The sequence below is a fragment of the Acidovorax sp. AC410 genome (genome assembly GCF_979253235.1).
This window is the reverse complement of sequence record NZ_CEEDCG010000001.1, coordinates 1625580-1648398: the sequence shown is the minus strand read 5'-3', so window position 1 is coordinate 1648398 and position 22819 is coordinate 1625580. Positions and strand designations below refer to the sequence as shown.

Here is a 22819-nt window from a genome sequence, read left to right as displayed (position 1 = left end):
ACAACAATTGACCGCTGCCCATGCCCGTGTGCAGGCAACAGAGGCCGTGAAAAAAGGAAATCACCATGCGCCACAGAGCGCAGGTGATTTTCGTCGCGAGCGTGCCGGGCCCGGGTCGATGCGCGCAGCCCCGGGTTCACGGGGCTTGCGGCAGAAACCGCTCAGGCCCGACGGGCGAGGGCGGCGGCCTTGCCGGTGTAGCTGCCCGGCGTCATCGCCAGCAACCGGTCCTTCTCGGCCTGCGGGATTTCCAGCGACTCGATCAGACCGTGCAGCGCCTCGGCCGTCACCGTCTTGCCGCGCGTGACTTCCTTGAGCTTTTCGTACGCGCCCTGCACGCCAAATCGGCGCATCACCGTCTGGATGGGCTCGGCCAGCACTTCCCAGGAGGCGTCCAGGTCCTCGGCCAGTGCTTCCTGGTTGAGTTCGAGCTTGTTCAGACCCGTCAGCAGCGAGGCGTAGGCCAGCGCGGCATAGCCCAGCGCCACGCCCATGTTGCGCAGCACCGTGCTGTCGGTCAGGTCACGCTGCCAGCGGCTGACGGGCAGCTTCTCTGACAGGTGGCGCAGCAGCGCGTTGGCCAGGCCCAGGTTGCCTTCGGCGTTCTCGAAGTCGATGGGGTTGACCTTGTGCGGCATGGTGCTGGAGCCGATCTCACCGGCCTTCAGGCGCTGCTTGAAGTAGCCCAGGCTCACATAGCCCCAGATGTCGCGCGACAGGTCCACGAGGATGGTGTTGGCACGTGCCACGGCATCGAACAGCTCGGCCATGTAGTCGTGCGGCTCGATCTGGATGCTGTAGGGCTGGAAGGTCAGACCCAGGCCCAGCGGTTCGGGTGTTTCGATGACCTTCTTGCTGAAGGCCTCCCAGTCGAAATCGGGCCAGGCGGACATGTGGGCGTTGTAGTTGCCTACGGCGCCATTCATCTTGCCCAGGATCTTCACGCCCGCAATGCGGTCGCAGGCCGTCTGCAGGCGCACCACCACGTTGGCCATTTCCTTGCCCACCGTGGTGGGGCTCGCGGTCTGGCCATGTGTGCGGCTGAGCATGGGTACGTCGGCATAGGCGTGCGCCATCTCGCGCAGCTTGAGCACCACCCGGTCCAGCCCCGGCAGCACGACCTGGTCGCGGCCTGAGCGCAACTGCAGCGCATGGCTGGTGTTGTTGATGTCTTCGCTGGTGCAGGCAAAGTGAACGAACTCGGCGGCTTTCTCCAGTTCGGGGCGCGCCTCGAACTTGCTCTTGATCCAGTATTCCACGGCCTTCACGTCGTGGTTGGTGGTCTTCTCGATGTCCTTGATGGCGGCCGAATCGGCTTCCGAGAAATTCTTCACCAGGCCCAGCAGGTAGGCGCGCGCGCCGGTGGTCAGCGGCTTGAACTCGGCAAAGCCCGCGTCCGACAGCGCGATGAACCACGCCACTTCCACCTGCACACGCCGGTGCATGTAGCCGTGCTCGCTCATGATCGGGCGCAGCGCGGCGAGTTTGTTGGAATAGCGGCCGTCGAGCGGCGACAGGGCGGTGATGGTGGACAGGCTCATGGACCCGGATTGTAGGCGCCACGCGCGGGAAAACCCCGATCCGGGCCATTGGAGGGCCGTCCGGCTGGTGACATGGGCCCGTGGATGCAAGTGTTGCAAATCCGCACCAAATGCGCCCGCCCACCGGCCGTTGGCCTGTGTGCGGGCGCCGCCGGGGCCTTTGTCACCCATTTGCGGGGGCATGCCGGCCCGGTGCCTGGGGCGCCAGCCGATAGAATCGGTCGCGTACCCGTACCGTTGTCACGCACCCCGCGCACTGGAAGAAATCTCGCCATGAAATTGATCGGAGCCTCCGCCAGCCCTTATGTACGCAAGGTGCGCGTTGTCATGGCCGAGAAGAAGCTCGACTACCAGTTCGTGCAGGAAAACGTCTGGGCCGACGACACGACCATTGCCGCCTCCAACCCGCTGGGCAAGGTGCCCTGCCTGGTGATGGAAGGTGGCGAGGCTGTCTTCGACTCGCGCGTGATCGTCGAGTACCTGGACACGCTGTCCCCCGTGGGCAAGCTCATCCCCAGCCAGGGCCGTGAGCGTGCCGAGGTCAAGACCTGGGAAGCATTGGCCGACGGTGTGGTGGACGCCGCCATCCTCGCCCGCCTCGAAGCCACCTGGGCCCACCGCAAGGACAGCGAGCGCAGCCAGGCCTGGATCGACCGCCAGATGCGCAAGGTCAACGACAGCCTCAAGTCCATGAGCCAGGGCCTGGGCGACAAGCCCTACTGCAGCGGCATCCACCTGAGCCTGTCGGACATCGCCGTGGGCTGCGCCCTGGGCTGGCTCGAATTCCGCTTTCCCGACATCGCCTGGCGCAGCGAGTACCCCAACCTGGGCAAGCTGCTGGACAAGCTCATGCTGCGCCCGAGCTTCGCGGACACCAAGCCCTCCTGATCGCGCCGGAGGTGCCGGCGAGGCCGGCCCTTGCCGTATGCTTGGTGCATATGGACGAAACGGTTCAAAATCCTTCGCCTTCTGCCGGCGACAGCCGGCCGGCACGGCAGCGCGCTGCGCGCGAGGCTGCGGCCACGCCCGGGGCCGAGCGCGTGCGCGTGAACGACCCCGACCGCACGATGGCCAACATCCTGCAGGTGGCCACGGCAGAGTTCGCGGACAAGGGCCTGGCCGGTGCCCGCATCGATGAGATCGCGGCGCTCACCAGCACCAGCAAGCGCATGATCTACTACTATTTCGGTAGCAAGGAAGGCTTGTATGTGCGGGTGCTCGAAGAAGCCTACCGCCGCATCCGGCAGATCGAATCGGACCTGCACCTGGAAGACCTGGCGCCCGAGCAGGCCCTGCGCACCCTGGTCGGCTTCACCTTCGACTACCAGTTGGCCAATCCCGACTTCATCCGCCTGGTGATGAACGAGAACATGCACCGGGGCGAGTACATCAGCCGCTCCACGACCATCCAGGAACTCAACATCCCGGTCATCCATGCGGTACACAAGGTCTACCAGCGCGGCGTGGCCGCCGGGGTCTTTCGCCCCGACGTGGACCCGGTCGATTTGCACATGTCGATCTCGGCACTGTGCTTCTTCAACGTGTCCAACCGGCACACCTTTGGCGCCATCTTCAAGCGCACGCTCGATGCGCCCGCCGCCATGGCCGAGCGGCGCGACTCCATCGTCGAGATGATCGTGCGCTTCCTGCGCCCCTGAGCTTTCGCGGCAAGCACACCCCGGCGGCGGCGATCAGGGTTTGTACTCAGATTAAATACTAACCAGTTCGTACAAAATCTCCATCACAACGACCGGAGACTAGCGATGCTGGAATGGACCGACCGCCTGCTGGGGCGATACACCCGGCTGCTCGACATGCTGGGAGGCCTGTGCCTGGCCCTGATGGTGGTGCTGGTCTTCGGCAACGTGGTGGCGCGCTATGCGCTCAACTCGGGCATCACCGTCTCCGAAGAGCTCTCGCGTTGGCTGTTCGTGTGGCTCACCTTCATGGGCTCCATCGTGGCGCTGCGCGAGCACGGCCACCTGGGCACCGACATGCTGGTTTCGCGCCTGCCGCCCGCCGGCAAGCGCGCCTGCCTGGCGCTGGCGCAGGTGGCGATGATTTTCGTTTCCTGGCTGCTGCTGTCGGGCAGCTGGGCGCAGATGCTGATCAACTGGGAGACCGAGGCCCCCGTCACCGGCGCATCGGTGGCCATCTTCTATGCCAGCGGCGTGCTCATGGGCGCCTCGGGCATCGCCATTCTGCTGCGCGACCTGCTGCGCACGCTGTTGACACCGCTGTCCGAACAGAACCTGGTCATGGTGCAGGAGAGCGAGGAACTGTCCGCGCTGGCCCAGCGCAACGCGGGCGATGCGCCTGCAGCTGCCAAGCATCCCTGATCCACCGCGCCGCCCTCAGGACACCCGCCCATGACCGTCGCCATCTTCCTCGGCTCCCTGCTGCTCGCCATGGCGATCGGCATTCCCATCGCCTATGCGCTGCTGCTCAGCGGCGCTGCGCTGATGTGGCACCTGGACCTGTTCGACGCGCAGATCCTGGCGCAGAACGTCATCAATGGTGCCGACAGCTTTCCCCTGCTGGCGGTGCCCTTCTTCATGCTGGCTGGCGAGATCATGAATGTCGGCGGCCTGTCGCGGCGCATCGTCAAGCTGGCGCTGGCCCTGGTGGGCCACATGCCCGGCGGCCTGGGCTACGTGACCATCATGGCCGCCGTGCTGCTGGCCGCTGTCTCGGGCTCTGCCGTCGCCGATGCCGCGGCCCTCGCCTCGCTGCTGCTGCCGATGATGGTCGCTGCCGGGCACGACAAGGCCCGCTCGGCCGGTCTGATCGCATCGGCCGGCATCATCGCCCCGGTCATCCCGCCTTCCATCGGCTTCGTGATCTTCGGCGTGGCCGCCAACGTGTCCATCAGCAAGCTGTTCCTCGCGGGCATCGTGCCTGGCCTGCTGCTGGGCCTGTCGCTCGCGGTCACCTGGTGGTGGCTGGTGCGCAACGAGAAGGTGCAGCCACCGCCCAAGGCTTCTCGCACCGAACTGCTCAAGGCGCTGCGCGAAGCCGTCTGGGCCCTGGGCCTGCCGCTCATCATCCTGGTGGGTTTGCGCATGGGCGTGTTCACCCCGACCGAGGCGGCCGTGGTCGCGGCCGTGTATGCCCTGCTGGTGGCGATGTTCGTCTACCGCGAGATCGGCGTGCGCCAGCTGGCAGGGATCTTCCAGGCCTCGGCCCGCACCAGCGCCATCGTGATGTTCCTGGTGGCTGCCGCCATGGTCTCGGCCTGGCTGATCACTGTGGCCGACCTGCCCACCAAGGTCATCGGCATGCTGGAGCCCTTCATGGGCAACCAGACGCTGCTGCTGGTGGCCATCATGGTGCTGGTGATGGTGGTGGGCACGGCGATGGACATGACGCCCACCATCCTGATCCTGACCCCGGTGCTGATGCCGGTGGTCAAGGCCGCCGGCATCGACCCCGTGTACTTCGGCGTGCTGTTCATCATCAACAACGCCATCGGGCTGATCACGCCGCCGGTGGGCACGGTGCTCAACGTCGTGGCCGGGGTGGGGCGCATCTCCATGGACCAGGTCACGCGGGGCGTGCTGCCTTTCATGCTGGCCCAGTTCTTCGTGATGTTCCTGCTGGTGGTGTTCCCCTCCATCGTCATGGTGCCGCTGCGCTGGCTCACCGGCTGAAACATTCACCGTCGTCGTTCCGTTCTGCTACCCACTACACCAAGGAGACTTTCATCATGAACCTCGTGAAGACCCTGCTGGCCACGGCCCTGGTCGCTGCGTCGCTGCTGTCCGGCGCCCACGCCCAGGAGCGCACCATCAAGTTCGCCTTCCAGAACCAGAAGGAGCACCCGCAGGCCCAGGGTGCGCAGAAGTTTGCCGACCTCGTGGCCGCCAAGACCAATGGCCGCATCGCGGTCAAGCTCTTCCCCGGTGGCACGCTGGGCGGTGACCTGCAGACCGTCTCGGCGCTGCAGGGTGGCACGGTGGAGATGACCGTGCTCAACGCCGGCATCCTCTCGGCCCAGTCCAAGGAATTCGGCATCTACGACTTCCCCTTCCTGTTCGCCTCGCCGCAGGAGGCCGACGCCGTGACCGACGGCCCCTTCGGCAAGAAGCTGCTCGACAAGCTGCAGGCCAAGAACCTGGTGGGCCTGGGCTACTGGGAACTCGGTTTTCGCAACCTGACCAACAGCAAGAAGCCCATCACCAAGGCCGAGGACATCGCCGGCCTCAAGATCCGCGTGATCCAGTCGCCGATCTACATCGACATGTTCAATGCCCTGGGCGCCAATGCCGTGCCCATGCCTTTCCCCGAGCTCTACACCGCCATGGAGCAAAAGGCGGTGGACGGCCAGGAGAACCCGTTCTCGACCATCCTCTCGTCCAAGTTCGCCGAGGTGCAAAAGCACCTCACGATCACGCGCCACATGTACAACCCCCAGGCCGTCATCGTCTCCAAGAAGTTCTGGGACAGCCTGAACCCCGCGGACCAGAAGGCCGTGACCGAAGCCATGGCCGAGGCCACCACCTTCCAGCGCAGCGTCTCGCGCTCGCAGGCCGACGTGGCGCTGGAGGAGCTCAAGAAGGCCGGCATGCAGGTCACCGAGTTCTCGCCGGCCGAGGTCGACAAGCTGCGCGCCAAGGTCAAGCCCGTGGTCGAGAAGCACAGCGACAAGGTCGGCGCCGAGACGGTGCAGGAGGTCTATGCGACCCTGGCCAAGCTGCGTGGCACCAAGTAAGTGAACCCGCATTGCCGTGGCGATACCCGCCGCGGCAATGCACCCAGGCACGCATTCCATGAGCCTTCAGCTCCTTGATCCCCCGGTCACACTTTCTCCGCCCACCATGTCTTCCACGAGCCCCCGCAAGGTACTGATCGGGCTGATCGGTGCAGGCATCCAACAGTCGCTGTCGCCCGCGCTGCACGAAGAAGAAGCGCGCCACCACGGCATGCGCCTGCACTACCAGTTGATCGATCTGGACCGCTCTGCCTCCTCGCCCGAACAACTGCCGACTCTGCTGTCGGCAGCACGCATCATGGGCTATGCCGGCTGCAACGTGACCTATCCCTGCAAGCAGGCCGTGATCCCGCATCTCGACGACTTGTCCGAGGAAGCCCGGGCCATGGGCGCCGTGAACACCGTGGTGGTGCAGGACGGCCGGCTGGTGGGGCACAACACCGATGGGTCGGGCTGGGCCTGGGGTTTTCAGCGCGCCTTGCCGCAGGCCGACCTGGCGCAGGTGGTGCTGCTGGGCGCCGGCGGTGCCGGCGCTGCGATCGCGCATGCCGTGCTGCGGCTGGGCGCGCAGCGCCTGTCCATCGTGGATGCCCAGCCCGAGCGCGCTGCGCAGCTGGCGGCCGATGTCAGTGCGCTCTACGGCGCGCGGGCCCAGGCCAGTGACATCGCCACTGCCATGGCGCAGGCGACAGGGCTGATCCACGCCACGCCCACCGGCATGGACAAGCTGCCGGGCCTGCCGCTGGATGTGGGCCTGTTGCGCCCTGCCATGTGGGTGTCCGAGGTGGTGTACTTCCCGCTGGAGACCGCCCTGGTCCAGGCCGCTCGCGCCCTGGGTTGCCGCGTCTCGGACGGCGGTGGCATGGCGGTGGGCCAGGCGGTCGGAGCTTTCGAACTGTTCACCGGCGTGGCTCCCGATCCTGCGCGCATGGACGCGCATTTCCGCCAACTGGTCACCAGGCGCTGACCTGGTGCGTCCACCCTTTCTCAAGGAGCCCCGCCCATGAGCACACCGATGACGGCCGACCGTGAATCCCTGGGCACCCTGCCCAACCCCCTGGGCCTGCAGGGCGTGGAGTTCATCGAGTACGCCACGGCCCGTCCCCAGGCCCTGGGCCAGGCGCTGGAGCGCATGGGCTTCAAGCCCGTGGCGCGCCACCGCTCGCGCGAGGTGCTGCTGTACCGCCAGGGCGGCATGAACATCATCGTCAACGCCCACCTGGGCGAGGGCGCAGGCGCCCACCTTCCCGCACCGGGCGACGCGCCGGTGCTGTCCGCCATTGCTTTCCGCGTTGGCAATGCCGCGGCCGCCTACCGGCGCGTGCTGGAGCTCGGCGCCTGGGCCGTGCACACCGAGGTCGAGGTCATGGAGCTCAACATCCCGGCCATCCACGGCGTGGGCACGAGCCGCATCTACTTCGTCGACCGGCACCGCGAGTTCTCGATCTACGACGTCGACTTCGTTCCCATCCCCACAGTCAACCCGCGCCCTCCCGCACAGCACGGCCTGCACCTGTTCGGCCTGGTGCAGTACATCGGCCTCGATCGGCTGGCCGACTGGACCGCCTTCTATGGCGAGCTGTTCGGCTTTGCCGAGCTGCCGCCCGAGCAGAACTTCGGCGTGCTGACGCAAGGGCGCATCCTCGCCAGCCCCTGCGGCACGCTGTACTGGCAGCTCATCGAGCCGCTGATCGACGCGCTTGACGCCGACCCCGGCGAGCTGCTGCAACGCGTGGCCTTCGGCACCGGCGACGTGCTGGCCACGGTCGCGGCCCTGCGCGCGCAGGGGGTGGACTTCGTGGAGTCGCCCACGGGGGTACACAGCGAGGCCCGGGGGGCGCTCACGCGCGCTGATGCCGGCGGTGCCAGCTTCGAGCTGGTGCTCGATCCGCGATGAAACCGGGTCTTCCCATGCGCGCCCAGGCCATGCAACGCAACGTCGCCGATTTCGGCATGGACACCATCAGCCTCGCCGGTCCGCTGGAGGCCAAGCTGGCTGCCGTGAAGGCCGCCGGCTTCGGCCAGATCATGCTGGCCGCGCGCGACCTCGTTGGCCATCCGCAGGGCATCGATGCCGCCGTGCAGGCGGTGCGCAGCAGCGGCCTGCGCGTCACGGGCTTCCAGGTGCTGCGCGATTTCGAGGGGCTCTCGGGCCACCTGCACAGCTACAAGGTGGGCATCGCCCAGCAGATGATCCTCATGGCACGCGCCCTGGGCACCCGTGTGCTGCTGGCCTGCAGCTCCACCTCGCTGCACGCCACGGACGACCCCGATGCCATTGCACGCGACCTGCGCAAGCTGGCCATGCTGGCGCTGCCGCACGGCATCCGCATCGCGTTCGAGGGCCTGTCCTGGGGCCGGCACATCAACGAGGTGCACCAGGCCTGGGCCGCAGTGCAATTGGCCGACTGTCCCAACCTCGGGCTGGCCATCGACTCGTACCACCAGTTCGCCACCAGCACGCCGCTCGAAGCCCTGGAGGGCGTGGACCCGGAGCGCATCTACCTGGTGCAGCTGTCGGATTTCATGTGGCAGGAAACGCGCACCGTGCAGGAGCGCATCGACACCGCGCGGCACTTCCGCGTGTTCCCGGGCGAGGGCGTACACAGCCAGGCGCTGGTCGAGCTGGTGCGCATGCTGGACGGCATGGGCTACCGGGGCGACTACAGCTTTGAGGTCTTCAACGACGACTACCAGCAGTTGCCCCTGCCCTACGTGGCCGAGCGGGCCTGGAACAGTGCGGTGTGGTTGGCCGAAGGGGTGCTGCAGCGTGCCGTGCCGCTGCCTGGACACTTGCGCCTGCGGGATCGCACGTGACCCACCTCAACTGTTGGCGCGCTTCTTGAGCCAGCGCATCAACCCGCCCACCACGGGCAGCTTCTCGTACAGCTCCTCCGCTGCATCCCAGTAGTCGCGGTGCAGCGTGACCAGGCCCTGGCCGTCGAACACCAGGTGCGAGGCGCCGCGCACGGTCTGTGGGGTGCCCTTGTGGAAGTTGCGGAAGGCGAACAGGAACTCCCAGATCAGGAAGCATTGCTGCCCCTGCACCACGCGACTGGTGACCACAAAGCGCGGCTGCTCCAGCGCCACGAACATGTGATCGAAGATGTGCCGGATGGCGGGCAGGCCCTGCACCTCGTTGAACGGGTCCTTGAAGCGCGCCTCCGCCGCATACAGGCGGCCCAGCGCCGCCACGTCGGCCGGAGCCAGGGTCTCGAAGAAGGCGATCACGCGGGTGACGGCTTCTTCAGTGGATGCAGGGGTGTCCGGTGGTGGCATGGGGAACTCAGAGTCCGGTGAACTTGCGGATGGCCGGAAAGTACCACCCATAAGGCAGTACGCGCAGCATTTTCATCACGCGCGTGAAGCGCTTGGGGAAGTGGATGTCGAACGCCCCCTGCCCCCAGCCTTTCAGGATCGCCGTGGCGGCCTCCTCGGGTGTGATCAGCGCGGGCATGTCGAAATCGTTGCCCTCGGTCAGCGGCGTGGCCACGAAGCCGGGGTTGATCACGCTCACGCCCATGCCCAGGGCGTGCAGGTCCAGGTACAGCGCCTCGGCCAGGTTGATCAGCGCCGCCTTGGTGGGGCCGTAGGCCAGGCTCCGGGGCAGGCCACGGAAGCCGGCCACGCTGCTGACCAGGCTCACATGCCCAGGGCGGCCCGATTTCGCGGCGGCCAGCATGTCCGGCAGCACGGCGGCCAGCAGGTGCAGCACGCCGGTGTAGTTCACCTGTTCGTGGCGCAGCATCACGGGCAGGTCGAATTCCGTGGCACGCATGTGGTGGTAGGTGCCTGCGCAATAGCACACGAGGTCCAGTGGACCGCCCGCGAGCACCTGGGCGGCTGCGGCCTCGACGGCCTCGGGCACGGATGTGTCCAGCGGCAGGGCCACGCTGCCGGCGTGCTGTAGGGCGAACGCACGGAGTGCCGCCTCGCTGCGGGCCGAGACGATGACCTGTGCGCCGCGCGCGTGCAGGGCCGATGCCGTCGCCCGGCCGATGCCGCTGGAGGCGCCCACCAGCCAGGCCCGGCGGCCGTGCCAGTCGCGCAGGCGCGGGTTGAGGCTCATGGCAGGCGCTTGGTGAAGGACAGCGTGATCTCGCCCAGCCGCACGCCGAACTTGCGCATGGTGGCGCGGTTGAGCATCACGCGCTCGTCCATGAGGTACATCCAGTCGTCCAGGTCCACGTGGTAGACCGTGCCATCCACCGGCAAGGCCAGCGTGTAGTTCCAGCGGAAGGCGTTGCCGCGCACCTGGCCCACGGCCTGACCGATCACATCGCCGGCCGTGCCGGTGTAGCGGCCATCGGCTTCGCGCGTGAGGCGCCAGATGCGCCGTTCCGTGCTGCCGTCCGAGTAGGTGAAGGCCTCGTCCAGCACGCCCTGGTTGCCCGTCCACTGGCAGTGCATGACCACGGTGAAGCGCTTGACGACCTTGCCGCTGCGGTCCTGGAACATGCCGTGCGCGTCGATCACGCCACTGAAATACTGCGCCAGGTCGAGCACCGGCTTCTCGGCCGCATAGTCGGCCAGGTTCTGGCCCGCGCAACCGGACAGCGCCACGGGGGCGGCCGCGGCTGCGGCCGAAAGGAGGAGCAAGCGTCGCTGCATCATGGTTCGCCTTGGAGGGATGGAAGGGCTGCGGCGACGGGTCGCCGCAGGATCAGCAGGTACAGCGCTGCGGCGGCCACCAGCTTCAAGGCGCAGGGCAGCACGGCGTAGGCCAGGGTGAGGGTGTGCAGGCCCTCGGCACTGCGCGTGCCGGGCGCGTAGCCCAGCCCGCTGAGCAGGGGCAAGACCAGGCCCGCAGCCAGCGCCAAATTGAGTTTGGTGGCAAAGTTCCACCAGCCGAAGTAGGCGCCTTCGTGCTGGCCGCTGTCGCCTTCGGCCGCTACCACGCCGGCCAGCAGGGCGCTGGGCAGGGCGAGGTCGGTGCCCAGGGCCACGCCCGAGAGGGCGCACACCACGAGGAAGGGCAGGCTGTCGCCTGCGCCGAGCGCCGCCGTCCAGGCAAACGCCGCCACGGCCAGCAGCATGCCCGCCAGCCAGGTGCGGGCCAGGCCCCAGCGCGCCACCGCCCGCAGCCACAGCGGGATCGAGAGCGCCGCAGAGAGGAAATACGCGGCCAGGAACATCGGCTCCTGGCCCGGCGGCGCCTGCAGCCGGTCCTGGATGAAGAACAGCACCAGCGTGGCCGGAATGGCGCTGGCGATGCCATTGAGCACGAACACCGCGAGCAGGCGGCGGAAGGCGGGCCGCGCCCAGGGCCGCCACAGGTCCGCGCGGTTTGTGGGATGTGGTGCGACCGGAGCGGGCCGGGGCGCACGCAGCCACGCCAGCCAGCCCAGCACCAGGGCGGCCGCAAACACGCCCAGCATCACCGGCAGGCCCAGCAACGCCGGCAGTACCGAGGCCAGCACCACGCCCACCAGGGCCGCGCCCTCGCGCCAGGCCACGATGCGGCTGCGCTGCAGCTCGTCACCGCCCAGGCGAGCGCCCCAGGATTGGTGCGCAATGCCGAGCTGGCTGTAGGCCAGGTAGCTGACCAGCAGGCAGGCCAAGGCCCAGGCGGCGAGCGCGCCCTGGCCCTGCACCCTGGGGAAGAACAGCGCCGTGAGCCCGACGGCCAGCACCACCGCCGATACCGCCCCGGTGGACAGAACCGCCAGGGGGGAGCGCTCGAACAACCGGTCGGCCCAGCGGCCGAGCAGCGGGTCCGAGACGGCGTCGAACAGGCGCGCGGCCAGCAACACGCCGCCCAGCGTGGCCAGCGGCATGCCGAACTCGCGTGCATAGTGGTTCGGCAGCAGCACGTACAGCGGCAGCGCCACGAAGGCCAGCGGCAGCCCGAGCAGGCCGTAAGACAGACCTTGCCGCCAGGGCAGCGCCGTGCCGCTGGTCATGGCGTTCCCGTGGCAGGAGGCGTCGCGATCAGCGCCTGGCGCAGTGCCGGCTCGGAGGTGCGCGGCGACAGCCAGATGCCGAAGAACAGGCGCGAGAACTCGGGGTCCCGGACCTCGCCCACCACCTGCCCGCCCATCTGGAACACGGCGCCCGCCCCGGGCTGGTAGATGCCGGTGAGCTGGTCGCCGGCCTTCACGTCGGGCAGGGCGGCCTGCAGGGCCTGTTGCCAGCGTGTGGCCTGGGCGGGCGTGAAGCGGCCCACGCGGCGCATTTCCTGGATGGAGCGCCCGGCAATCGCTTCGGCCGTGAAATCACGCTGGTACGCGAGCTGCAGCACCAGGGGCTGGGCGGTGTAGTCGCTGGCGTCAAAGCCGGGGCTCACCCACAGCTGGGCACTGTAGATTTCAAAGCCCAGGAAGCGCAGCGTGCCCTGGCCGGCCTGGCGCAGGCCGGCCAGCGGCGCTGCGGCCGGCGCCTGGGCCAGGGCGAGGCCCGGGCAGAGCAATGCCAGGGCCAGCGTGAACGCGGTGGCGTGCTTCATGGCCATGGGCTCAGTCGCGCACCAGGGTGTACTGCACGAGGTTGATGTTGGCCATGGCAAAGGCTGCTTCGCAATAGGCCAGGTAGAACTCCCAGATGTGCAGGAAACGCTGGTCGAACCCGAGCTGCAGGATCTGCGCGCGCTGGGCCAGGAAGCGCTCGCGCCAGCGCCTGAGGGTCTCGGCATAGTCCTGGCCGAAGGCGAATTCGTCCACCACGCGCAGGCCCGCGGCCTCGGCCTCGCGGCGGAACTCGCGCGGGCACGGCAGGCAGCCACCCGGAAAGATGTACTGCTGGATGAAATCAGTGGAGCTGATGTAGCGCTCGAACAGGCCGTCGTCGATCACGATGCTCTGGATGCAGGCCTTGCCGCCGGGCTTGAGCAGGCGCCGCACGGCCTGGAAGTAGGTCGGCCAGTATTCGCGGCCCACGGCCTCGATCATCTCGATGGAGCAGACCGCGTCGTACGGCCCGTCAGTGATGTCGCGGTAGTCCTGCAGGCGCAGATCGGCCTGGGTACCCACGCCGATCGCGTCCATGCGCTGGCGCGCGAAATCCAGTTGTTCGGTGGACAGCGTCACGCCGGTCAGCGAGGCGCCGAACTCGGTGGTGGCCATCTCGGCAAGCGCGCCCCAGCCGCAGCCGATCTCCAGCACCCGGTCGCCCGCTTGCACGCCCGCCATGCGCAGGGCGCGGCGCACCTTGGCGTGCTGGGCCGTGCGCATGTCGCCGCCTGCGTCGCCCTCGAACCAGGCGGACGAGTAGTTCATCGTGTCGTCCAGCCACAGCGTGTAAAAGGCATTGCCCAGGTCGTAGTGGGCGTGGATGTTCTTCTGGCTGTTGGCGCGCGTGTTGCGGTTGAGCAGGTGCTTGATGCGGTACAGCAGCCGCCCGGCCCAGCTGCCATAGATCACACCCTCCACCTGTTGGCGGTTGGCGATGAACACACGCAGGAGGTCCGTGAGGTTGGGCGTGGTCCAGTCGCCCGCGATGTAGCTCTCGGCAACGCCGATGTCGCCGGACTTGAGGGCTGCCTTGCAGACGTTCCAGTTCCTGAGCGTGATGGCTGCTGCCGGCCCGTCGCCATGGTGGTTGCCGAAGTGCTGCAGCGTGCCGTCGGGCAGTTGCACCGTGAGGCTGCCGTGCTGCAGGCGCTGCATCAGGCGCAGGGCCGTGCGGGCGGCGGCAGGGGTGCCCCGTGGCAGGGTGGGTGCGAGGGTGGTGCTGTTCATGGCGGGCCGGATGGAAGAGGGGTTGCGGTGTGGTGCGTGCCGGGGCTCAACGGGTCACGATGGAGGCGGGCGCTTCGGGCTTGCGGTGAAAGCGCACCCGCTTGGCCCACAGCCGCAGGGCCTGCCAGTGGATGCGGCCGATCACGGCCAGCGTCATGGCCGGGTAGCCCCACAGCGCGTGGCGCAGCGATTCGCGCGTGATGGGCGCCAGCGTGCCGCTCACGCTGGTCTGCAGCAGCGGGCCCTGGGCGTCGTCGTGGTCGATGCGCACCACGGTGCGCTCCTGGCCGCCCTGCCCGGTGCGCAGGAAGCGAAAGCGGTAGCCGCCGCTGATGTCGCAGAACGGCGAGACGTGGAACACCTTGCGCGCATGCTGCTCCACGCCATACCGGGGCCGGTCCAGCAGATAGCAGTGGCGCTCGCCGAAGGTGTTGTTGACCTCGACCACGATGGCGCGCAGGCTGCCGTCCGGGCAGTGGCAGTACCAGAAGCTCACGGGCTTGAAGGTGTAGCCCAGCACGCGCGGGTAGCAATGCAGCCAGACCTCGCCCGTGGCGTCCGCGATGCCCTCGGCGCGCAGCAATTCGTCGATCCAGGCGAGTGCGCCGCCCTGGGCGTCGCTGCGGCCGTCGCCATGGTCGGTATCGTGAAAGCTGATGGCGCCCCTGCGGTTCACGGCCAGCAGGCCCGGTGCCTGCGTGCGCATCGCGCGCAGGGGCAGCATCAGGAAGAAGGTGGGGTAGGCAAACGCATGCCGCGCTGGGCGCAGCCGCGTGTGGCGCACCTGGCCGAAGCCCAGCAGCGGCTCGGCGGCACGCGGGGCCGCCGTCATGCGGCCTCCGCCAGGGGCACCGGCATGCGGGCCAGCAGGTGCTCGGCCACGGCCAGACCGGACTTCAGCCCGTCTTCATGGAAGCCATAGCCCGTCCAGGCGCCACAGAACCAGGTGCGCTCGCGGCCCTGGAGCTGTGCGACGCCCTTTTGCGCACGGATGGCCGCCAGGTCGAAGACGGGGTGGGCGTAGTCGTAGCTGCCGATCACCTGGCCGGGGGCGATCTCGCCCACCGGGTTGAGCGAGACCATGACCGGCTGCGTGAACGGCACCGGCTGCAGCTGGTTGATGAGGTAGTGCAGGCACACACGGGCCGATTCACGGCTGCGATCCGGGGCGCGCTCGTAGTTCCACGCGGCCCAGGCGGCGCGGCGTTCGGGCAGCACCGCCGTGTCGGTGTGCAGCACGGCGCGGTTGGCCTGGTAGCGGATGGCGCCGAGCACGGCGCGCTCCTGCAGCGTGGGCTGGGCCAGCAGGGCCAGCGATTGGTCGGAGTGGGTGGCCAGCACCACCTGGTCGAAATGCCCTGTGTGGCCGTCGGTCACGACGCGCACGCCGGCCGCGTCGCGCTCGATGCGGCGCACGGGGGTACTGAGGCGCTTGTCGGCGATGCCCGCGACGATCTTGTCCACATAGTGCCGTGCGCCGCCGGCCACCGTCCACCACTGGGGGCGGTTGCTCACCTGGATCAGTCCATGGTTGTGGCAAAAGCGGACCATCGTCGCCACCGGGAACTGCAGCATCTGGTCGGTCGGGCAGCTCCAGATGCAGCCCAGCATGGGCAGGAAGTACCAGTCGCGAAAGGCATCGCCGAAGCGGTGTTCCTTGAGGAAGTCACCCAGGGGCTGCATCAGCGCGGCATCGGCCTGGGCCTCGGCCAGGCGTGTACACAGCCGGTTGAAGCGCAGCAGGTCGTAGAGCATGCCCAGGAAGCGCGGGTTCACGAGGTTGCTGCGCTGCGCGAATACGGTGGACAGGTCCGTGCCGCTCCACTCCAGCGTGCGCCCGCCGGAGAGGGCGCGCGGCACCTGCACGGAAAACGACATGTCGGATTGGGCAGTTTCCACGCCCAGTTCGGCCAGCAGGCCGATGAGCTGTGGGTAGGTGCGCTCGTTGAAGACCAGGAAGCCCGTGTCCACCCCGCAGCGCACATCGCCTTGCGGGCCGGGCAGCGTCACGTCCACCGTGTGGGTGTGGCCGCCGAAATAGCTGCCGGCTTCGTAGAGGGTGATGTCGGCCTGGCCGCGCAGCCGGTGGGCCACTGCCAGGCCGGAGATGCCGGAGCCGACGATGGCGATCTTCATGGCCGGCTCCCTCTGGCCGGCTGGCTGAATAAAAAAGTTGCGAAGCGTCCCGAAACGAATAAGAGAGGGAGGGAGGAGAAGCGCTCCAGGAGAACAGTCGGAACCCGTGGGACCGAAAGGCTTCGCAACGTTAAAACGGGGGGACGCTCAACACGTCCTTGCGTTCGATAGAGTAAGGGCGTTCCGCAGAAGTTCCAGGGCTTGTGCGGCATTTTTTTGAAGAAATGTAAAGAAAACATGCGTTTTCACCGAGTTGGTGCGATGGCCAACTGTTGTTCGATGGCCCGGACCAGGCCCTTGCTGTCCGGCGCCGTGAGGCTGGTGTAGCTGTCCACCAGCTTGCCGTCGCGGCCCAGCAGGTACTTGTGGAAGTTCCAGCGCGGCGGGCCGGACATCTGGGCCAGCTGGCGGAACAGGGGCGAGGCCTCGGCGCCGGTGACCACGCTCTTGGCGAACATCGGGAACTTCACCCCGAAGGTGTTTTCGCAGAAGTCCGCGATCTGCTGGTTGCTGCCGCTTTCCTGCGAGAAGTCGTTGCTGGGAAAGCCCAGCACCACCAGCCCCTTGTCCTTGTAGCGGGCATAGAGGTCTTCCAGGCCCTTGTACTGCCCCGTGAAACCACAGAAGCTGGCGGTGTTGACCACCAATACGACCTTGCCGCTGTACTGGCACAGCGATTGCGGCTTCTCGTCCTGCAGCCGCGGGTAGGTGTGCTGCAGGGTGGCCGGGCAGGATTCGGGCGGGGCCGCGAAGGCGGACGGCACCGCGCCGAGCCACAGCAGGGCCGCCACCGGGGCCAGGGCCAAAAGGCGCGAAAACTGGGTCATGAGAGCACCTCCCGTGTTGTTGAGGGCCAATTTAACCAATGAATCATATTTTGTCCACATAAGTTTTTATTTGTACTGATTGGTTGCGGTTGGCTGCGATGCGTCGGATCACCCTCAAACGGGGCGAATGCTCAGGTACAGAGGAGTACGCAGCCGAAGGCGTGGCGGATGCGCGAGAGGGCCGCAGGCTGTCGAAAACCCGGGAGAGTCGAAGAAAGGGGAGGCGTCCACGGATCCGTGGATGCCGGGTTCTCAAACCAGCGGCAGCAGCCGGTTGAGCGAGAGCTTGACGCGCACGTCCTTGTGCGCGACCACGCCGACGATCTTCCACTGGGGCTGGGAGGTGTCGCGGGGGATCAGCTCACCGGTGGGCATGCCCAGCCGGTTGGTGACCACGGCCACGCGCGGCGTGGTGCCGCTGGCGCCACGGCGCAGCACTACCGCCACCTCCTGGCTGGCGAGCTTCACGAAGGCGCCCGGCGGGTAGATGCCCAGGGCCTTGACCAGGGCGGCGCCGGCCTCGTCGACCTTCTGTTCCTCGTCGTAGTAGCTGGCCTGCATGGCGGCGGTCACCGGCATGGGCGAGCGCGCGGCGCGCGGCGCCAGCCGGGCACCGAAGACGTCGGCCCGCTGGATCAGCCGGGCCATCTGCAGGCCGGGGCTCTTCTGGCTGAACGCGCCCGGGGTGCGGTGGTGGTGGTGGCGCACGGCCTCCAGCCACAGCTCGCTGTGTACGCCCAGTTCGCGCAGCAGGGCTTCGGAGCGGGCCGCGTGGTCCTCGACGGCGGTGATCTGGGCCGAGGTCAGGGCCTGGGTCTGCTGGGCCAACTGGTCCTGCAGCTCGGTCATGGCAATGTTCATGGACAGGGCTGCCTGCCCCACCACCTGCACCTGGGCCGGGGGCCAGCGCAGCATTTCCCTGGCCACCACCATGCAGACGCAGGCCACCAGCATGGCGTGGGTGCCGCTGTACATGCGCGTCTCCTGCGCCGACAGGTAGATCAGCGCCAGCAGCGTGGCGTCGGGCGACTGTTCGCAGTTGCGGGCCAGCTCGGCGTGCAGGGGTTGGAAGCGGTCTGGAAAATCGAGCGCATGCGGGCTGCGCAGCAACTGGGTCGCACGGTCCTGCAGGGCGGGCCAGTCCACCACGTAGGGCGGGGCATCGCGCTCGCGCGCAGGGGCCTGGGCGCCGGCGGTCATCTTGATGGACGCCAACTGCCCGAGGTTGGTGTCCTGGCGCAGCATGCGCTGCAGCTGGGCGACGTAGGCGCGGTAGCTCTCACCGGACTCTTCCACGTCCACGCACAACTGCCGGCCACGTTTCACCATGGTGCCCAGTTCGTCCTGCGTATGCACCACGAAGCCCTTCTGGGCCAGCAGCGCGCCATCGGCACCCCGCAATGCGAATGGCAGGGGGTGGCCGAGCGGAATGGAGTCGACGTTGATGCTGACGAGGTTCATAGCGGTACGCCATTATCCCGCCGTGCCGGCACCGTTAAAGGGCGCAAACCCGGGTGGTTGGCGCCCTTTTTGCACGGTTGCGGGGGGCGGCCCCCCGCCCCGCCCGCCATCAGGGAATCGCCGGCGCCTCCTGCGGCCTGGATGCCGGCGCCTTGGGCGGCAGGCCGCGCAGGCGCCGCAGCATGCGGCCAAACCACTGGCCCACGTCATCCACGCCGGTGAACACGGCCGGGATCACCAGCAGGCTCAGGAAGGTCGAGGTGATCAGCCCGCCGATCACCGCCACGGCCATCGGCGAGCGGAAGCTCGCGTCGGCCGCGCCGAAGCCCACGGCAATCGGCAGCATGCCCGCGCCCATGGCCAGCGTGGTCATGATGATGGGCCGCGCGCGCTTGTGGCAGGCGTCGATCAGCGCCTCGAAGCGTGTCATGCCGTGCTCGCGCCGCGCCAGGATGGCGTATTCCACCAGCAGGATGGAGTTCTTGGTGGCAATGCCCATGAGCATGATGAGCCCGATGAGCGAGGGCATCGAGAAGCTCTTCTGCGCGATCAAGAGGCCCACGAAGGCTCCGCCGAGCGACAGCGGCAGCGCCGCCAGGATGGTCACGGGGTGCAGAAAGTCCTTGAACAGCAGCACCAGCACGATGTAGATGCACAGCACGCCGGTGAGCATGGCCAGACCGAAGCTGGCGAACAGCTCGCCCATCACCTCGGCGTCGCCGATGGTGATCTGGCGCACGCCGGGCGGCAGGTTCTTGATGGACGGCAGCGCATCCACGGCCTTGGTCACGTCGCCCAGGGGCAGGCCCGAGAGCTCGATCTCGAAGTTCACGTTGCGCGCGCGGTCGTAGCGGTCGACCACGGCCGGGCCGCCACTGAATTCCAGCGTGGCCACCTGGCCGAGCATCACCGGGCCTTTGGCGCCGGGCACGGCCAGGCGTTCGAGCAGCGACAGGTCCTTGCGCGCGTCGTCCTGCAGCTTGACGACGATGGGCACCTGGCGCGAGGCCAGGTTGAGCTTGGGCAGCGACACGTCGTAGTCGCCCACGGTGGCAATGCGCAGGGTCTCGGCGATCGCGCTGCTGGTCACGCCCAGGTCGGCGGCGCGCGCAAAGTCGGGGCGCACCGCGATCTCCGAGCGGATCAGGCTGGCAGTGGAGGACACGCTGCCCAGGCCGGGGATGGTGCGCAGGTCCTTCTCGACGGCGAGGGCCGCCGTCTGCAGCGCCTGCGGGTCGTCCCCCGTGAGCACCAGCACGTATTTTTCACCCGAGCCGCCCAGGCCCACCTTGCTGCGCACGCCGGGCAGGCTTTCCAGCGCGGCGCGGATCTGGTTCTCGATGCCCTGCTTGCGCGGCCGGTCACCCCGGTCGGCCAGCAGGATGGTGAGCGTGGCCTTGCGCGTCTCGGCGTTGGCGCTGCCCATGAAGGGATCGGAGCCCGCCGAGCCGCCGCCAATGGTGGTGTAGACGCTCTTGACGTGGTTCACCGCCGCCACACGCTGGCGTGCATCCTCGGCCACCACGCGGGTCTGGGCCAGCGTGGCACCGGGCGGTAGCTCCAGATAGACCTGGGTCTGGGAGTTGTCGTCCGGCGGGATGAAACCCGTGGGCAGGAGTGGGATCAGCGCCAGCGAGCCGATGAAGAAGGCCCCCGTGGCGACGAAGGTGATCCAGCGGTGCCGGATGCACCAGGCCGCCCAGCGCAGGTACCAGCCCATCCAGCGTGGGTCCTTGTGATCGCCCACGATGGGCTTCAGGATGTAGGCCGCCATCATCGGGGTCAGCACGCGCGCCACCACCAGGCTGGCGAACACCGCCAGGGCCGCGGTCCAGCCGAACTGCTTGAAGAACTTGCCGGCGATGCCACTCATGAAGGCGGTGGGCAGGAACACGGCGATCAGCGTGAAGGTCGTGGCCACCACGGCCAGGCCGATTTCGTCGGCCGCCTCCATGGCTGCCTGGTAGGGCGTCTTGCCCATGCGCAGGTGGCGCACGATGTTCTCCACTTCCACGATGGCGTCGTCCACCAGGATCCCCACCACCAGCGACAGCGCGAGCAGGGTGATCACGTTGATCGAAAAGCCCAGCAGGTACATGCCGATGAAGGCAGGTATCACCGACAGCGGCAGCGCCACGGCCGAGACGAAGGTCGCGCGCCAGTCGCGCAGGAACAGCCAGACCACCAGCACCGCCAGCAGTGCGCCTTCGTACAGCAGGTGCATGGAGCCGTCGTACTCCTCCTGCACGGGGGTCACGAAGTTGAAGGCCTCTGTGATCTCCAGGTCCGGGTGCTGGGTGCGCATCTCGGCGAGGGCCGCCTGCACGGCACCGCCCACTTCGACCTCGCTTGCGCCCTTGCTGCGGGCGACCTCGAAGCCCACCACGGGCTGGCCGTTGAGCAGGGCCATGGCGCGCGGATCGGCAAAGGTGTCGGACACCGTGGCCACCTGGTCCAGGCGCACGTGGCGGCCGTCGGACAGCGACAGCGTGAGCCCCGCGAGCTCCTGGGCCGACTGCACGGTGGCCAGGGTGCGCACGGGCTGCTCGCTGCCGCCCAGGTCGGTGCGGCCACCCGCGCTTTCGGTCTGCACCAGGCGCAGTTGGCGCGAGACGTCGGCCGCCGTGGCGCCCAGCGCCTGCAGCTTGATGGGATCGAGCGCCACGTGGACCTGGCGGTCGACACCGCCCACACGGTTCACGGCACCCACGCCGCGCACGGCCAGCAGCTTCTTGGCGATGTCGTTGTCGACGAACCAGGACAGGGCTTCGTCGTCCATGCGGCGCGAGGCGATGGTGAAGGCCAGCACCGGCTGGGCGGCCAGGTCCATCTTGGTCACGATGGGGTCGCGCACGTCGCCGGGCAGGTCACCGCGCACACGTGCCACGGCCGAGCGCACATCGTCGAGCGCCTCCTGCGTGGGTTTTTCCAGGCGGAACTCGGCGGTGATGGTGGCGCCGCCGTCCTGCACCTTGGTGTAGATGTGCTTCAGGCCCTGCAGCGTGGCGATCGAGCTCTCGACCTTGCGCGCCACGTCGTTCTCGAGTTGCGCGGGCGAGGCGCCGGGCAGCGATACGGTCACCGAGATGGTGGGCAGGTCGATGTCGGGGAAATTCTGCACCTTCATGCCGTTGAACGACAGCAGGCCGCCGAAGGTCAGCAGCACGAACAGCATCAGCGCCGGTATGGGGTTCTTGATCGACCAGGTAGACACATTCATGGTGAATGCTCCTTGCTCTGCTTACTTGGCGGCCGAGGCCGCGGCGGCCTTGGGCGCAGTGGACGCGGTGGGCACCGCGGAGGTGCCCTGCACCCCGACCGGCGCGGTGTTGGACACGCGCACCAGATCGCCGTCGTTGAGGAAGCCGGCGCCGCGCACGGCGATGGCCGTGGTCGGCTCCAGGCCCGAGAGCACTTCCACCCGGTCGGCCACGCGCCGGCCGGTCTGGATCTTGCGCTGCTGCACGCGCTGGTCGGCGCCGAGCGCGAACACGTACGAGAAGCCATCGCGCACCACCAGGGCTTCCTGCGGCACGGTCAGGGCCTCGCTGCTGCCCAGGGCAAACTCGCCGCGCGCGAACATGCCGGGCAGGATGGCCGAGAGCGAGGTCTTGGCGTCGCTCGGCGTGTCCATCGCCGTGGCGGGCAGGTCCACGTAGACCAGGGCGTTGCGCGTCTGCGGGTCCACCGTCGGGCCGACCATGCGCACGGTGCCCTGCACGGTGGTGCCGCTGGCGGCCGTCACGCTGACCTTGGAGCCGGGCTGGATGCGCGCCAACTCGGTCGAGGTGACTTCGGCGCGCCATTCGAGCCGGCCCTTGCGCACCATGCGGAACAGCTCGGTGCCGGCGCCCACGACCGCGCCCACGGTGGCGCTGCGGGCCGAGATGATGCCACTGTCAGGCGCCACCACCTGCGTGTATTTGAGGCGCAGCTGCTGGGCGTTGAGCAGGGCCTGGGCCGCTTCCACGCGTGCCTGGGCGGTCTTCTCGGCGGTGGTGTACTGCTGGATCTGTTGCTGGCTCAGGGCGCCCGAGGCCTGCAGCGAGCGCGCACGCTCGGCATTGGCGGCGGCCTCGGCCGCCGTGGCCTGGGCTTCGAGCACGCTGGCGCGGCCCTGGGCCACCTCGGCCTGGGTGGTCTCGGCCGAGAAGGTGGCCAGCACCTGGCCGCGCTTGACCACGTCACCCACGTTCACGCGCACGTCGGTCAGGCGCAGGCCATTGCTTTCGGCGCCGATGATGGCCTCCTGCCAGGCGGCGACGTTGCCGTTGGCGGCCAGGCGCAGGGGCACGGCAATGCGCTGGGGCTGGGCCGTGGTCACCGTCAATGCCGGACGGGGCTGGTTGGCCTTGGGCTCGTCGGCTGCACGCGAGGCGCCCGAGAACAGGAGGACGCCGGTGGCGGCCAGGACGCAGGCGGCCACCGCGGCCAGCGTGGAAGGAGAGAGCTTGAACTGGTTCATGA

Annotated in this window: 21 protein-coding genes; 8 read left to right on the top strand and 13 right to left on the bottom strand. The window is 68.1% G+C overall.

Annotated elements, in window-relative coordinates; all coding sequences use genetic code 11:
- Positions 1-161 precede the first annotated feature (161 nt).
- A complete protein-coding gene (purB, locus tag AC0IZS_RS07650; protein ID WP_471635081.1) occupies positions 162-1541 on the bottom strand; it encodes an adenylosuccinate lyase in 1380 nt (459 codons plus the stop codon).
- Positions 1542-1814: 273 nt separating this feature from the next.
- Between purB and AC0IZS_RS07645 the strand changes: the two genes are divergently transcribed.
- The 8 genes from AC0IZS_RS07645 to AC0IZS_RS07610 all read left to right on the top strand — a co-directional run bounded on the left by AC0IZS_RS07645 (position 1815) and on the right by AC0IZS_RS07610 (position 9069).
- Entirely contained in the window at positions 1815-2429 is a 615-nt protein-coding gene (locus AC0IZS_RS07645) for a glutathione S-transferase N-terminal domain-containing protein (RefSeq protein WP_471635080.1), read from the top strand.
- A gap of 50 nt (positions 2430-2479) precedes the next feature.
- Positions 2480-3199 (top strand): TetR/AcrR family transcriptional regulator, encoded by a 720-nt coding sequence (locus AC0IZS_RS07640; protein WP_471635079.1) that lies wholly within the window; start codon positions 2480-2482, stop codon positions 3197-3199.
- 105 nt (positions 3200-3304) lie between these two features.
- Positions 3305-3880, top strand: a complete 576-nt coding sequence (locus AC0IZS_RS07635; RefSeq protein WP_471635078.1) for a TRAP transporter small permease — start codon at positions 3305-3307, stop codon at positions 3878-3880.
- A gap of 30 nt (positions 3881-3910) precedes the next feature.
- Positions 3911-5191 carry a TRAP transporter large permease gene (locus AC0IZS_RS07630; RefSeq protein WP_471635077.1) on the top strand — a complete coding sequence of 427 codons (1281 nt, stop codon included), beginning with the start codon at positions 3911-3913 and terminating at the stop codon, positions 5189-5191.
- Between the two features lie 56 nt (positions 5192-5247).
- The gene (locus tag AC0IZS_RS07625; protein WP_471635076.1) at positions 5248-6252 is read left to right on the top strand and encodes a TRAP transporter substrate-binding protein; all 1005 of its coding nucleotides are present in this window, start codon (positions 5248-5250) and stop codon (positions 6250-6252) included.
- Positions 6253-6358: 106 nt separating this feature from the next.
- Complete coding sequence (locus AC0IZS_RS07620) at positions 6359-7219, top strand: shikimate dehydrogenase (protein ID WP_471635075.1); 861 nt, start codon at positions 6359-6361, stop codon at positions 7217-7219.
- 36 nt (positions 7220-7255) lie between these two features.
- A complete protein-coding gene (locus AC0IZS_RS07615; protein ID WP_471635074.1) occupies positions 7256-8149 on the top strand; it encodes a 4-hydroxyphenylpyruvate dioxygenase in 894 nt (297 codons plus the stop codon).
- Between the two features lie 14 nt (positions 8150-8163).
- Entirely contained in the window at positions 8164-9069 is a 906-nt protein-coding gene (locus AC0IZS_RS07610; protein ID WP_471639480.1) for a sugar phosphate isomerase/epimerase family protein, read from the top strand.
- A gap of 6 nt (positions 9070-9075) precedes the next feature.
- Here AC0IZS_RS07610 and AC0IZS_RS07605 read toward each other — a convergent pair whose 3' ends face one another.
- The 12 genes from AC0IZS_RS07605 to AC0IZS_RS07550 all read right to left on the bottom strand — a co-directional run bounded on the left by AC0IZS_RS07605 (position 9076) and on the right by AC0IZS_RS07550 (position 22817).
- Positions 9076-9531 (bottom strand): nuclear transport factor 2 family protein, encoded by a 456-nt coding sequence (locus AC0IZS_RS07605; RefSeq protein WP_471635073.1) that lies wholly within the window; start codon positions 9529-9531, stop codon positions 9076-9078.
- Positions 9532-9538: 7 nt separating this feature from the next.
- Entirely contained in the window at positions 9539-10321 is a 783-nt protein-coding gene (locus AC0IZS_RS07600; RefSeq protein WP_471635072.1) for an SDR family NAD(P)-dependent oxidoreductase, read from the bottom strand.
- Positions 10318-10866, bottom strand: a complete 549-nt coding sequence (locus AC0IZS_RS07595) for a DUF3833 domain-containing protein (RefSeq protein WP_471635071.1) — start codon at positions 10864-10866, stop codon at positions 10318-10320. Before AC0IZS_RS07595 ends, AC0IZS_RS07600 begins: the two co-directional genes overlap by 4 nt.
- The gene (locus AC0IZS_RS07590) at positions 10863-12155 is read right to left on the bottom strand and encodes an MFS transporter (RefSeq protein ID WP_471635070.1); all 1293 of its coding nucleotides are present in this window, start codon (positions 12153-12155) and stop codon (positions 10863-10865) included. Before AC0IZS_RS07590 ends, AC0IZS_RS07595 begins: the two co-directional genes overlap by 4 nt.
- On the bottom strand, positions 12152-12697 hold the full coding sequence (locus tag AC0IZS_RS07585; protein WP_471635069.1) for a chalcone isomerase family protein: 546 nt from the start codon (positions 12695-12697) through the stop codon (positions 12152-12154). The genes AC0IZS_RS07590 and AC0IZS_RS07585 overlap by 4 nt, the downstream gene beginning before the upstream one ends.
- Positions 12698-12707: 10 nt before the next feature.
- Positions 12708-13928, bottom strand: a complete 1221-nt coding sequence (locus tag AC0IZS_RS07580) for a class I SAM-dependent methyltransferase (RefSeq protein ID WP_471635068.1) — start codon at positions 13926-13928, stop codon at positions 12708-12710.
- A gap of 46 nt (positions 13929-13974) precedes the next feature.
- On the bottom strand, positions 13975-14760 hold the full coding sequence (locus tag AC0IZS_RS07575; RefSeq protein ID WP_471635067.1) for a DUF1365 domain-containing protein: 786 nt from the start codon (positions 14758-14760) through the stop codon (positions 13975-13977).
- Positions 14757-16064, bottom strand: coding sequence for an NAD(P)/FAD-dependent oxidoreductase (locus AC0IZS_RS07570; RefSeq protein ID WP_471635066.1), 1308 nt, complete (start codon positions 16062-16064; stop codon positions 14757-14759). Before AC0IZS_RS07570 ends, AC0IZS_RS07575 begins: the two co-directional genes overlap by 4 nt.
- Positions 16065-16309: 245 nt before the next feature.
- Positions 16310-16891 carry a glutathione peroxidase gene (locus AC0IZS_RS07565; RefSeq protein ID WP_471635065.1) on the bottom strand — a complete coding sequence of 194 codons (582 nt, stop codon included), beginning with the start codon at positions 16889-16891 and terminating at the stop codon, positions 16310-16312.
- A gap of 252 nt (positions 16892-17143) precedes the next feature.
- Positions 17144-18352, bottom strand: a complete 1209-nt coding sequence (locus tag AC0IZS_RS07560) for an HD-GYP domain-containing protein (protein WP_471635064.1) — start codon at positions 18350-18352, stop codon at positions 17144-17146.
- 109 nt (positions 18353-18461) lie between these two features.
- The gene (locus tag AC0IZS_RS07555; RefSeq protein WP_471635063.1) at positions 18462-21572 is read right to left on the bottom strand and encodes an efflux RND transporter permease subunit; all 3111 of its coding nucleotides are present in this window, start codon (positions 21570-21572) and stop codon (positions 18462-18464) included.
- Positions 21573-21593: 21 nt separating this feature from the next.
- Positions 21594-22817 carry an efflux RND transporter periplasmic adaptor subunit gene (locus AC0IZS_RS07550; protein ID WP_471639479.1) on the bottom strand — a complete coding sequence of 408 codons (1224 nt, stop codon included), beginning with the start codon at positions 22815-22817 and terminating at the stop codon, positions 21594-21596.
- Positions 22818-22819: the final 2 nt, after the last annotated feature.